Raw genomic sequence first — 12,059 nt, 5'->3', positions numbered from 1 at the left:
GCCGATGCCCCTGCTGATCGCCCTTCTGGCGGCCGCGGCGCCCCTCCTCGCCATGGCGACGGAGCGCTGGGGCGGCCTCAACCCGTGCCTGCTGTGCCTGTGGCAGCGCCCCTCCTACTGGGTGGCGGCGATGCTGGCATTGCTGGCGCTGGCGCTGCCCCGCCGGCTGATGCTGTCCCTGGCCGCCCTTGCCGTTCTGTTTTCCGGCGCCGTGGCCCTTGTTCATGTCGGCGTCGAGGCCGGCTGGTGGCCCTCCCCCCTGCCCGGCTGCGCCGCGCCGCAGGCAGGCCAGGCGCGCTCGGTCGAGGATCTGCTGGCCACATTGTCACCCCGCCCGAACAAGCCCTGCGACGAGCCGGCCTTCCTGATCCCGGGCCTCCCGCTCTCGATGGCGGCGATGAACCTCGCCTATGCGCTGGGCCTCGCGGGCTTCATCCTGTGGACGGCGCGCCGCCGGCGCTAATTCTCCAGTTCCGTGTCCCAGTACAGGTAGTCACGCCAGCTTTCGTGGAGATAGTTGGGCGGGAAGGAGCGCCCGTTCTCCTGCAATTCCCAGCTGGTGGGCTGGCGCGGCTCGCGGTACGGAAACATGCGGATCTCGCGCGGCAGGCGGTTGCCCTTGCGCAGGTTGCACGGGCCGCAGGCGGTGACGACGTTGTCCCAGCTGGTCCGCCCCCCGCGCGAGCGGGGAATGACATGGTCGAAGGTCAGGTCATGCGTCGCATGGTGCTCGCCGCAATACACGCAGGCGAAGCCGTCCCGCAGGAAGACGTTGAAGCGGGTGAAGGCCGGGCGGCGCGCGGCCGGGATGAATTCCTTCAGCGCGATGACGCTGGGCAGACGGATCGCCTGCCGCGGGGAGCGCGCTTCCGCGTCATATTCCGACAGCACCGAAACCCGGTCCAGATAGACCGCCTTGACCGCATCCTGCCAGGACCACAGGGAAAGCGGGAAATACGACAGCGGCCGGAAATCAGCATTCAAGACCAAGGCCGGAAAGCCACCCGTCGGTCCCGGCTGGCTTCCCATCAACATCCCGTCAGGCAAGCGCCGCTCCTTTCAAGCGCCGCGCCTCAACCTCTGGGGCCGGACCGGACGACAGGCCCCAGATGTCGTGGCGCCGCCGGTGTGCGGCAGAATTCATGCCAGTCCGGAAAGGCCGGCGCAATGCCTGCCCATAATGGTTTCACGCAGCCGTCACGCGGGCGGGGAAAGCCCTTCGGCCGCGCGTTGCAGAAACAAGGCGCCGGCGCTCAATCCCGCATCGTCGATGCCATGGGCGAGGCCTGGCGCATACAGCGACTCCACTGGCACGCCGGCCTGGCGCAGCGCGGCCTCGGCGGCGCGGCTGGCCTCCGCCGGCACTACTTCATCCACCTCGCCATGCACGATCAGCACCGGCGGCCGGGAGGCGATCTCGGCGGGCAGGAGTTCCTCGCCGATCAGCCGGCCGCAATAGGCCAGAATGGCGGCGGGCGCGGCCGGGCGGCGCAGGCCAGTGAACAGCGCCATCATGGCGCCCTGGCTGAAGCCCATCAGGGCCACATGCGTTTCCGGCAGGCCGGCGGCGGCGCATTCCGCGGCTATGGCCTCGTCGAGCAGCGGGCGCGCCGCCTGCGCCCCGGCCAGCAACATGGCCGGGCTCCGATCCTGCAGGCTGAACCATTGCCGGCCATAGGGCCCGCCCTCGCAGGGCAGAGGGGCATGCGGCGAGATGAACAGGGCGTCCGGCACCGCCTGCGCCCAGTGCGGCGCGAGGTCGATCAGGTCGTTGCCGTCGGCGCCATAGCCATGCAGAAGAACAACAATCACCCTCGGCGCATGGCCGCTCCTTGGCCCCCAGCGCGGCCCTTCCAGTGCAGCCATGCGGCCCTCCTGCTTCCCGGGCCGGCTTGATCACCGCCCTTTCCCTCCGCTACGCGCCGGAGGCCATGCCCGCAAGACCGCGCGCCCTTGTCACCCGCTTCGCGCCCAGCCCCACCGGGGGGCTGCATCTGGGCCATGCCCACAGCGCCCTTATGGGCTGGCGCTGCGCCAGGGAAGCCGGCGGGCGCTTCCTGCTGCGCATCGAGGACATCGACCCGGTGCGCTGCCGCCCGGAATACGCCGCGGCCATCCTGGAGGACCTGCGCTGGCTCGGCCTGGACTGGGACGGGCCGGTGCGGGTCCAGTCGCGGCATCTGGCAGATTACCGCCGGGCGCTGGACCGGCTGGCAGGGGACGGGCTGCTCTATCCGTGCTTCTGCACCCGCGCCGACATCGCGCGGGAGATCGCCGCCATCGGCCATGCGCCCCACGGGCCGGACGGGGCGTTGTATCCCGGCACCTGCCGCCGCCTGCCGGCCGGGGAGCGATCGGCCCGCATCGCCGCCGGAGAGCCTTACGCGCTGCGGCTCGACATGGCTGCGGCCCTACGGCGCGCTGGTGGCCCGCTCTCATTCATCGAACGGGGCGAAGGCCGCATCCGCTGCGATCCGGCGCGCTTCGGGGACGTGGTGCTGGCGCGCAAGGACATCCCCGCCTCCTACCATCTCTGCGTCACCCATGATGACGCGTCGCAGGGCGTGACCCTGGTGACGCGTGCCGTGGATCTGCGCCCCGCCACCGACCTGCACCGGCTGTTGCAGGCCTTGCTGGGCTGGCCGGCACCGCATTACCGGCACCACCCGCTGCTGCTCGGCGCCGATGGCAGGCGGCTGTCTAAACGCGACAAGGCCCCGACGCTGGCGGCGCTGCGCGAGGCCGGCCACAGCCCGGAGGCGGTCCGGGCCCTGGCGATGGGGTAGGTTACTTCCCCTGCGGGTTCTGCAGCTTCGCCAGATCGAAGCCCTTCATCAACGCCGTGAGGATCTCGGCATCCTTCAGGCCGGAGCCTTCGAGCTTCACCGCGACATTGTTGCGGACCAGGGTCAGCTCGGCTTCGTCGCTGTCCGCCTCGCGCTCCAGGATGGCGTTGTCGCCGCCGATGCGCACCCGCTTGGCGTTGCTGCCCAGCATGGCCGGGTTCTTCGCCATGGCGGCAAGGGCCTGGATCAGCGGGCTGTCCACGATCACCGTGGCCTTGATCTCGCTGTCATCGCCGCGGGTGTAGCTGCGCGCGACCATGACGCCGCCGCCCATCATCTGGGCCGCCAGGGCATTGCCGGCCGTGTCCTCGGCCTCCCCCAGCGTCCAGCCGGCCGGGGCGGGCGGGAACAGCTTCGAATACTGCTCGCTGCGCTTCTGGTGCAGGGCGCTGACGGCAAAACCGAGTTCGGTGACCGCCCCGGCCAGATCGCCGGCCTCGTAAAGCTGCCGGGTGCGATCAAGCCCCTCGGTGATGTCGTCGGCCCGGGCCGCGCCGCCCGTAGCCAGCAGTGCTGATGCCAGTGCCGCGCCATGAATCCACCGCCTCATGCCAGCCTTCCTTTTCCCCTCTGCCACGGCCATAGCATTCCGGAGAGTGAAGGAAAGCCAGCTTCAGCGGGGCCGGCACCACATCGGCGCCAACCCCGCCAGCCGGTTCTCAGGCCCGGCCGTAGGTGTCCTCGAAGCGGACGATGTCGTCCTCGCCGAGATAGGAACCCGACTGCACCTCGATCAGCGTCAGCGGGATCATGCCGGGATTTTCCATCCGGTGGACGCAGCCCAGCGGGAGATAGATAGACTCGTTCTCCCGCAGCATGATCCGTTCCGCGTCCCGCTCCACGATCGCCGTGCCGGCGACGACCACCCAGTGCTCGGCGCGGTGGAAATGCTTCTGCAGCGACAGCTTGGCGCCCGGCTTGACCGAGATCTTCTTGACCTGGAAGCGGTCGCCCTTGATCAGGCCCTCGTAATGGCCCCAGGGGCGGTACATCCGCCGGTGCTCGGTGGCTTCCTTGTGGCCATTCGCCTTGAGCTGCTCCAGCAGCTTCTTGACGTCCTGCGCGCGGTCGCGGTGCATGGCCAGCACGGCATCGTCGGTGACCACGATCACCGCGTCCTTCAGCCCGACCACGCCGGTCAGCATGCCCTCGGAGCGGACATAGCAGTTGCGGGCGTCATACAGCTCGACCTTGCCCTGGGCGACATTGCCGGCCTCGTCCTTGGGCGCCACTTCCCACAGGGCCGCCCAGGAGCCGACATCGGACCAGCCAAGGGAAGCCGGGACCACCGCGCTCTGGCCGGTTTTCTCCATCACCGCGTAGTCGATGGAGATGTCCGGCGCGCCGGCGAAGGACGTCGCGTCCAGGCGGACGAAATCCAGGTCCCGCGTCGCGCCCTGCACCGCCGCGCGCACCGCGGCCAGCACCTCCGGCGCCAACTGCTCCAGCTCGGCGATCAGCGTGGCGGCGGTGGCCACGAACATGCCGGAATTCCACAGATGGCGGCCATCCTCCAGATAGGTCCTAGCAGTGGCGAGGTCCGGCTTCTCGACAAAGCTGGCAATGGCGGAAACACCGTCCAGCCCGCTCAAGGGCGCGCCGGCCTCGATATAGCCATAGCCGGTTTCCGGGGCGGTGGGCTTCATGCCGAAGGCGACGATGCGGCCGGCCCTGGCGGCGGCGGCGGCCTTGGAAAGCGCGGCATGCAGCGCGTCGGTGTCGGCGATGGCGGCATCGGCGGCCATCAGCCAGAGCAAGGCCTGCGGATCGGCCTCATGGGCCAGCAGAGCGGCGGCGGCGATGGCCGGGGCGCTGTTGCGGGCCACCGGCTCCAGCACGATGCGCGGCTCGGCAATGCCGGCGTCCCGCAGCTGCTCGGCCACCAGGAAGCGATGGGCTTCGTTGCACACAACCAGCGGGCTGGCGAACGCCGTGCCGCGAGCGCGATTCACCGTGTCCTGCAACATGCTGTTCCGGGACAGAAGTGGCCAGAATTGCTTGGGAAAGCCCTCGCGCGACAGCGGCCAAAGACGGCTGCCCGTACCCCCGCACAACACAACCGGGACGATAGTAGGGTGCCCTGTCACGCTCATCAGCCCAGCTCCTCACAACTTTGAGAAGAATACGGTGCGCCGCAAAAAAGTGAAAGCCGTTCCGAGCAAATGCCCGGAACGGCTCCCACAGTTTAACGAATTCGCCTTGGTGGCGCGACCCCGATGGCGGGGTCAGCCAGCCATGGCGGCTTCCTTCTTCTTACGCAGGGCGGGCAGCAGCATCAGGCCCAGGGCCAGGGCGGCGATGGCCAGCAGCACGGCGGAAATCGGCCGCTCGATGAAAACGATCGGGTCGCCGCGCGACAGCAGCATGGCGCGGCGCAGGTGCTCCTCCATCATCGGGCCGAGCACGAAGCCGACCAGCAGCGGCGCCGGCTCCATCTTCAGCTTGGCGAAGGCATAGCCGAGGATGGCGAAGAACACCGTCTGGTACACGTCAAAGACGTTGTTGTTGATCGAGTACACGCCGATCGCGCAGAAGGACAGGATCGCCGGGTACATGTACTTGTAGGGGACCTGCAGCAGCTTCACCCACATGCCGATCATCGGCAGGTTGATGATCAGCAGCATCAGGTTGCCCAGCCACATGGAGCAGATCAGGCCCCAGAACAGGTCCGGCTGCGCTTCCACCATGCGCGGGCCGGGCTGGATGCCCTGGATGATCAGCGCGCCGACCATCAGCGCCATCACGGCGTTGGACGGAATGCCCAGCGTCAGCAGCGGAATGAAGGAGGTCTGCGCCGCGGCGTTGTTGGCCGCTTCCGGACCGGCCACGCCCTCGATGGCGCCGGTGCCGAACTCGTTGCGGCCCTTAGACATCTTCCGCTCCATCATATAGGAGCCGAAGGAAGCCAGGGATGCGCCGCCGCCGGGCAGGATGCCGAGCGCCGAGCCGATCAGGGTGCCGCGCAGCACGGAGGGGGTAGCGCGCTTCCATTCCTCCTTGGTGAGGAACATGCTGCCCACCTTGGTGGTCAGCACTTCGCGCACTTCGGGCCGCTCGAGGTTCAGGATGATCTCGGCGATGCCGAACACGCCCATGGCGATGGCGGCGAAGTTGAGGCCGTCGGACAGTTCCGGCACGCCGAAGGTGAAGCGCTGCTGGCCGGTCTGGACGTCGGTGCCGACCAGGCCGAGGGCCACGCCGAACACCACCATGCCGACCGACTTCACCACCGAGCCCTGCGCCAACACGGCCGAGATGATCAGGCCCAACAACATCAGGGAGAAGTAGTCGGCCGGGCCGAAGGACAGGGCGACCTCGGTCAGCAGCGGACCGGAAGCCGCCACCAGGATGGTCGCCACCGAGCCGGCGAAGAAGGAGCCGATCGCCGCAATGGCCAGCGCCGCGCCGGCGCGGCCATTGCGGGCCATCTTGTAGCCTTCAAGCGTGGTGACGACGGCCGATACCTCACCGGGTAGGTTCAGCAGGATGGCCGTGGTCGAGCCGCCATACTGGGCGCCGTAATAGATGCCGGCGAGCATGATGATGGCGGTGGTGGCCGGCTGGCCGAAGGTGATCGGCAGCAGCAGCGAAATGGTGGCCACCGGGCCGATGCCCGGCAGCACGCCGATCGCCGTGCCGATAAAGGCCCCGAGCAGCGCGAACAGAAGGTTGTCAAGGCTCAGCGCGACGCCGAAGCCATGCACCAGGTTGGCGATAAGCAGATCCATCGTCGCTTGCCCTTAGAACATCGGCCAGACGTTGACGCGGATGTCCAGCTCGTAAATGAACACCCACCAGCACAGCACCAGCAGAAACACGATCATGCCCAGCACGCCGAGCGGGCGGTGCTTGGGTTCGGCGAAGGCGGAAACGATGATCAGCGCCGTCAGCGCCAGCATCAGCCCGCCCTGATCGAGCAGGATGCCGAACACCGTCATGGCGGCCAGGATCAGCGCCAGCTTGCGCCATCCCGGGCTCACCGCCATCACCCCGAGCCCGAGCATCAGCGCGATGCCGAGCGGGTACCAGTTGTTCGCCAGCCCCGGCACGGCGGCGATGATCGGATAGGCCCCCAGCGTCACGCCAATGCCGACAAACAGGGTGACGAAGTCCAGCTTCGCCCACTTCTCCAGCGGGTCACTGCCGCTGACGAACGAAATGCCCAGCACAATGGCGCCAAGGCCCAGCAGCAGCCAGAAGGTCAACATCGGCATGTAGCCGGGGCCCATCCGGCGGGCGCTGCCAAGCGTATGGTCGAGGTTGAGCCAAAGCCCAACCGCGGCCAGGGTGAGCAACAGCACCCCCGACCAGAAATCTTTCGCGTTGATCCTCATGCCGGTCCTTTCTCGATACCCTGCGTGCGGCAGACACGCGCCCTCTCCAACAATGCAGGATGGTCGCATCGCCCGGCCAGTAGCGGTCGGGTGATACGATCATCCGATAGGCAACTCCCGCCCCTGCCTGCGGGAAGTGCTCTTGATGCGGGATTGGTAACTGACCGCGGCCTGGATTCCGGGCCTGGATGGTCTCTGCGGACCCTGCCATGCCCGTGCTGGTGCGTCGGCTTAAAACAAAGCCCCTGCGCGCCAGCCCGCGATTTCGCCCCTCCCCCTCAGACGCGATCGGCGGCAACCTATGTCACTGACCTGCCCAGGGGCAAGCCAACAGGACGAAATTGAGCAAAGTTCATGGTCCTGCGACACAACAAAACTGTGGCCACCACTCTTCTGGCGCCTGAATCCGAAAGCCGAGAACGATGCCGAGCGAATTTTTGATCAACGACCCGACCACGCGCCTCCGGCAGTCGGCGGCTGCGCTGGCCCCCTGGATGGTTGAGCTGCGCCGCGACCTGCATGCTCATCCCGAACTCGCCTTCGCCGAAACCCGCACTGCCGGCGTGGTGAAGGCGGAGCTGGCGCGGCTGGGCATTCCCCATCGCAGCGGCATTGGCCGCACTGGCGTGCTCGGCATCATCGAGGGCGGCCTCCCCGGCCCCACGCTGGCGCTGCGCGCGGACATGGACGCCCTGCCGATCCAGGAGGAAACCGGGCTTCCCTTCGCCAGCACGGTTCCCGGCCAGATGCATGCCTGCGGGCATGACCTGCACACGGTCACCCTGCTCGGCGCCGCAGCGATGCTGAAGGAACTGGCCCCGCAGCTTTCCGGCCGCGTGGTTCTGGTGTTCCAGCCGGCGGAGGAAACCCTGGAAGGAGCCCCCGCCATGATCGCCGATGGCGCCCTGGAAGGCGTCGACATGGCGATAGGCTTCCACAACCATCCAGACATGCCGGTCGGCACCTTCGGCTTTGTGCGCGGCCCGGCCCTGGCCGCCTCCGACCTGTTTGACCTGGAGTTGCTGGGCAAGTCCGGCCATGCGGCCCATCCCTATGCCGCCGTGGACCCGATCGTGGCGGCAGCGCATTTCGTGACCCAGGCCCAGACGGTGGTCAGCCGCGAGGTGCCGCCGCTGCAACCCGTGGTGGTCACGATCGGCCAGTCGGTCGGGGGCACGACCTACAACATCATCCCGGAGCGCGTGCATCTGAAGGGCACCATCCGCACCCTGCATCCCGAGGCGCGCGACATCGCCGAGGCGGCGCTGCGCCGCCTGGTCAGCGGCATCGAGACGGGCATGCGGGTCCGCGCCAGCCTGACCTATCGCCGGATGATCTCGGCCCTGGTCAATGACGACCGCGTGCTGGACCCGGCGGTGACCGCCCTCCGTGCCCAGTTCGGCGAGGCACTGGTGGAGGAAGGCGAGCCCTCCATGGGGTCCGAGGATTTCGCCGCCTTCGCCGAGCGCGTGCCGGCGGCGCAACTCCGCATCGGCTCCTCCGCCCCGGGCCGGCAGGACCGGCTGCACAACGCCTTCTACCAGCCGGATGAGGGATGCCTTCCGGTGGGGGCGGAAGCCTTGTCGCGCGTGGCGCTCGAATTATTGTCCCGGCATGGCTGAACGGGCGCCCTGGCCGCCTTCCCGCCTGCCTTTCCCGCCTCAGCCCTGGGGATGAAGTAAGATCCATGAAGATCTGTGTGTTCGGCGCCGGCGCGATCGGTGGCCATGTGGCGGCGCGGCTGGCCCTGGGCGGCGCCGAAACCAGCGTTGTCGCCCGCGGTCCGCAGCTGGAGGCGATCCGGTCGCGCGGCCTGACCATCCGGGCGCCGGACGGCACCCATACCGTGCACCCGAAGGCCGGCACCGCCGCCGAGCTCGGCCCGCAGGACGCGGTGATCGTCACGGTGAAGGCGCCCGCCCTCCCGCAGGCGGCCGAGGCCATCGCGCCGCTGCTGAAGCCCGACACCACCGTGGCCTTCGTGATGAACGGCATCCCCTGGTGGTATTTCGACCGCCATGGCGGGGCGCTGGAGGGCCGCCGCCTGCCCGCCATCGATCCGGGCGACGCGGTGCGCCGCGCCATCGGCGTCGGGCGCACCCTGGGCGGCGTGGTGTATTCCGCCTGCACCGTGACCGAGCCGGGCCAGGTGCTGGTGGAGCATGCCAACAACCGTGTCATCCTGGGCGAGGTGGATGGCAGCGACAGCCCGCGCGCCCAGGCCATCGCCGACTACCTGACCAGGGGCGGAATTTCCGGCGAGGTGACCGGGCAGATCCGGCGCGAGATCTGGATGAAGCTGATGGGCAACCTGTCGCAGGGGCCCTTCACCATCCTGACGCGCCAGGGCATGTCCGGCACGCTGTCCGATCCCGTGGTGCGTGCCGCGATCCGGCGCGCCATGGGGGAAAGCATGGCGATCGCCGCGGCGCTGGGACAGGGCTTCGAGTTCGACCTGGACAGGCGCCTCGCCGCCTCGGCCAAGATCGCCCACAAGCCTTCCATCCTCCAGGACCTGGAACTGGGACGGCCGATGGAGGTGGATGCCCTGTTCCGCGTGCCGCTGGAACTGGCGCGCATGGCGGGGGTGGAAACGCCGACGCTGGACCTGTCCGTCGCGCTGGCCACCCAGGCGGCGCGGGCCGCGGGGCTGTACGGCGGCTGAGCCGGCCGGGTCAGCCCTTGCGTGAGGCGGTCTGGGGCAGCGCCGTCTGGCCCAGCACCCATCCTTCCCAGCGCCGCACCCAGGGATCGTCCGGCACGAAATCCGGCCGGGCGCCCTCCAGCACCCCGATCAGGCACAACAGGCCGAGCAGGCTGTCGAAGCGGTCCTCCCCATAGGCATCGGTGCCGAAGCCATCCTCGACAGCCCTCACCAGGGCGGCATCCGGCCGCACGCCCAGGCGCTGCATGGCGATGCGCAGGGGCGGGCCGGCGGCCTGCCGGGTGTCCCGCGCGCGCTTGCTGCCGGACAGGACCAGGCCCAGATGCCGCAGGGCTTCCGCCGGATACACCTCGGCCAGCACGGCGGTGCCGGGCGACAGCAACCCGTGCAACCCACCCGCGAAGGGCCACAGCCGCAGCGGAGCGCCCGCCCGCAGTGCCGGACACAGCCAGCCGCGCCAGGCGGCGATGGCGGCCTTGCCAGTCTGGTTGGCGCCAAGCGTCCAGAACAGCGGCGCGCCGGCCGGGCGCTCGGCGGTCGCCAGGTCGCACCAGCGGTTCAGCGCCGCCGCGCCGGCCAGGCCCAGCGCCGCCGCATGCGCCGCCCGCGTCATGCCGCGCACCCCGCGCGCCGGGTAGAAGGGGCGCAGGGCCGACACCGTATCCAGCCCGGCATTCACGGTGAAGAATGGATCGCCGGCATCAAGGCCGCGCAGGAAGGCGGGGAAATCCGGCTCGGGCCTGCTTTCGGCGAAGCCGCGCGGCACGCCCAGCGGCAGGTCAAGGCCGAAGGCCACCGGCTCCCCATCCCGCAGCAGATCGGCCAGCAGCGCCAATGGCTCTCCGACGGGCCGCGGCGCCGCCGCCAGCCAGCCGCCATCCTTGCGCCACGCCAGCGTCACCCAATTCTTACGGTGATCGACGCTCCAATCGGCATGCGCCGCGATCACCGGCGCCGCTCCGGCCGGTCGGCGTCGAGCGGGAGGAAAACGGCATGCGCTACACCCGCACGGCGCGCTGGCTGCACTGGATCACCGTGGCGGCGATCCTGGTTCTGGCGGTGCTGGGGATCTGGATCGGGATGTTCGAGCCGCAGCCCGAGGCCTTCAAGCTGCGGCTCTACAACATCCATGAAAGCCTCGGCATCACCTTGCTGCTGCTGACGCTGTTCCGCCTGTTCTGGCGGTGGCGCCACCCGCCGCCGCCCATCGAGCCGCCCTTGCCGCCCTTGCTCCAGCGGGCGGCCTTCGCCAGCCATGCGGCGCTGTACGCGCTGCTGATCGCGCAGCCGGTGGTGGGATTTCTGGCCACCAATGCCTGGGGCTTCCCGCTGACCGCCTGGGGCGTGATCCCGGTGCCTTCACCGATCGGCCGCAGCGAGGCCTGGGCGCCGGCCCTGTCCAACCTGCACGCGACCTTCGCCCTGTTGCTCGGGCTGCTGGTGGCGGTGCATGCCGCCGCCGCGCTGTGGCACCATTTCGGCCGGCGGGACACCACGCTGCGGCGCATGCTGTGAGGCCGCGCCGCCCGTGCGGTGGGGCTTACTTGATCGGGCGCTGGGCGCGTTCCAGCAGGCGGGCGAAGAAGCCGGCCTTCTTCGGCGGCTCGGCCGCCTTGGCCGCGGCGGCGGCCAGCTTGTCGCGGTCCTGCGCCTTCATGGCCAGCCACTTGTCCAGGCTGACGCCGGCCTTGGCCGCCCGCTTCGCCTCATAGGCCCGTTGGCCCTCGCTCAACCGGACCTGTTCCTTCACCGCCATTCTTCCACACCTCGCCGCAGGCTTCACCGCCAGCCGGTGGGATGACGCGCCGGCCCGTCTGCCGCAAGGTGTTTTTGCGGCTTGCATCGAGGCGCCGCCACGTCACCCTGGCCGGCATGGAAGCAAGAGTGAAAGCCGGGCTGTGGGCGCAGATGGCCCTGCGCCTGGCCGATATCGCCGGGCGGCCCGGCATGGTGCTGCGCAAGGGCGACCCGGATGCCGGCGGCATCCTGTGCCTGATCCGTGGCCGCGAAGGCTGCGTGGTGCTGGCCCAGACCCGCGACACGGCGGGCGAGCCCGCCTGGATCCGCGGCACCGGCAAGGAGCCGGTGCCGGAGCCCGACGCCGATGCCTATGTGCAGCGGCAGGTCGGGCGCGACCCGGATCTGTGGGTGCTGGAATTCGACGCCCCCGACCTGCTGCCGCCCTTCGAGGCGAAGATCCTGTAGAGCATGCCC

General features: G+C 69.3%; 14 protein-coding genes. 6 read left to right on the top strand and 8 right to left on the bottom strand.

Going from position 1 to position 12,059, the window contains the following annotated elements; all coding sequences use genetic code 11:
- Positions 1 to 4 precede the first annotated feature (4 nt).
- A complete protein-coding gene (locus tag F0Q34_RS03625; RefSeq protein ID WP_149810743.1) occupies positions 5 to 463 on the top strand; it encodes a disulfide bond formation protein B in 459 nt (152 codons plus the stop codon).
- On the opposite strand, the gene F0Q34_RS03620 is transcribed toward F0Q34_RS03625, so the two are convergent.
- Both F0Q34_RS03620 and F0Q34_RS03615 read right to left on the bottom strand, forming a co-directional pair.
- Positions 460 to 1,029, bottom strand: a complete 570-nt coding sequence (locus tag F0Q34_RS03620; protein ID WP_370751024.1) for an HNH endonuclease — start codon at positions 1,027 to 1,029, stop codon at positions 460 to 462. The two genes, F0Q34_RS03625 and F0Q34_RS03620, sit on opposite strands and share 4 nt — an antisense overlap.
- A gap of 168 nt (positions 1,030 to 1,197) precedes the next feature.
- Positions 1,198 to 1,866: an alpha/beta hydrolase gene (locus F0Q34_RS03615; RefSeq protein ID WP_149810742.1), complete on the bottom strand. Its 669-nt coding sequence runs from the start codon at positions 1,864 to 1,866 to the stop codon at positions 1,198 to 1,200.
- Between the two features lie 65 nt (positions 1,867 to 1,931).
- Here F0Q34_RS03615 and gluQRS point away from each other — a divergent pair, with 65 nt between their 5' ends.
- Entirely contained in the window at positions 1,932 to 2,786 is an 855-nt protein-coding gene (gene gluQRS / locus F0Q34_RS03610; protein ID WP_149810741.1) for a tRNA glutamyl-Q(34) synthetase GluQRS, read from the top strand.
- Position 2,787: 1 nt separating this feature from the next.
- Here gluQRS and F0Q34_RS03605 read toward each other — a convergent pair whose 3' ends face one another.
- The 4 genes from F0Q34_RS03605 to F0Q34_RS03590 form a co-directional block, all read right to left on the bottom strand.
- Positions 2,788 to 3,396 carry a hypothetical protein gene (locus F0Q34_RS03605; protein WP_149810740.1) on the bottom strand — a complete coding sequence of 203 codons (609 nt, stop codon included), beginning with the start codon at positions 3,394 to 3,396 and terminating at the stop codon, positions 2,788 to 2,790.
- Positions 3,397 to 3,505: 109 nt separating this feature from the next.
- Complete coding sequence (locus F0Q34_RS03600; RefSeq protein WP_149810739.1) at positions 3,506 to 4,939, bottom strand: mannose-1-phosphate guanylyltransferase/mannose-6-phosphate isomerase; 1,434 nt, start codon at positions 4,937 to 4,939, stop codon at positions 3,506 to 3,508.
- A gap of 132 nt (positions 4,940 to 5,071) precedes the next feature.
- Entirely contained in the window at positions 5,072 to 6,574 is a 1,503-nt protein-coding gene (locus F0Q34_RS03595) for a tripartite tricarboxylate transporter permease (RefSeq protein ID WP_149810738.1), read from the bottom strand.
- A gap of 12 nt (positions 6,575 to 6,586) precedes the next feature.
- Positions 6,587 to 7,180, bottom strand: coding sequence for a hypothetical protein (locus F0Q34_RS03590; protein WP_149810737.1), 594 nt, complete (start codon positions 7,178 to 7,180; stop codon positions 6,587 to 6,589).
- A 422-nt stretch (positions 7,181 to 7,602) separates the two neighbouring features.
- Between F0Q34_RS03590 and F0Q34_RS03585 the strand changes: the two genes are divergently transcribed.
- The gene (locus F0Q34_RS03585) at positions 7,603 to 8,802 is read left to right on the top strand and encodes a M20 metallopeptidase family protein (RefSeq protein ID WP_149810736.1); all 1,200 of its coding nucleotides are present in this window, start codon (positions 7,603 to 7,605) and stop codon (positions 8,800 to 8,802) included.
- A 65-nt stretch (positions 8,803 to 8,867) separates the two neighbouring features.
- A complete protein-coding gene (locus F0Q34_RS03580) occupies positions 8,868 to 9,845 on the top strand; it encodes a ketopantoate reductase family protein (RefSeq protein ID WP_149810735.1) in 978 nt (325 codons plus the stop codon).
- 10 nt (positions 9,846 to 9,855) lie between these two features.
- Here the strand turns inward: F0Q34_RS03580 and F0Q34_RS03575 are convergent, their stop codons facing one another.
- Entirely contained in the window at positions 9,856 to 10,794 is a 939-nt protein-coding gene (locus tag F0Q34_RS03575; RefSeq protein ID WP_149810734.1) for a DUF429 domain-containing protein, read from the bottom strand.
- 44 nt (positions 10,795 to 10,838) lie between these two features.
- Between F0Q34_RS03575 and F0Q34_RS03570 the strand changes: the two genes are divergently transcribed.
- Complete coding sequence (locus F0Q34_RS03570) at positions 10,839 to 11,360, top strand: cytochrome b (RefSeq protein WP_149810733.1); 522 nt, start codon at positions 10,839 to 10,841, stop codon at positions 11,358 to 11,360.
- A gap of 25 nt (positions 11,361 to 11,385) precedes the next feature.
- Here the strand turns inward: F0Q34_RS03570 and F0Q34_RS03565 are convergent, their stop codons facing one another.
- A complete protein-coding gene (locus F0Q34_RS03565; RefSeq protein ID WP_241665300.1) occupies positions 11,386 to 11,577 on the bottom strand; it encodes a hypothetical protein in 192 nt (63 codons plus the stop codon).
- Between the two features lie 140 nt (positions 11,578 to 11,717).
- Here F0Q34_RS03565 and F0Q34_RS03560 point away from each other — a divergent pair, with 140 nt between their 5' ends.
- A complete protein-coding gene (locus tag F0Q34_RS03560) occupies positions 11,718 to 12,050 on the top strand; it encodes a DUF1491 family protein (protein WP_149811251.1) in 333 nt (110 codons plus the stop codon).
- Positions 12,051 to 12,059: the final 9 nt, after the last annotated feature.

It is taken from the genome of Teichococcus oryzae (genome assembly GCF_008386565.1).
Lineage (GTDB): Bacteria > Pseudomonadota > Alphaproteobacteria > Acetobacterales > Acetobacteraceae > Pseudoroseomonas > Pseudoroseomonas oryzae.
Note: the sequence above shows the minus strand (reverse complement) of the source record. Positions and strands in the feature narration are given on the sequence as shown.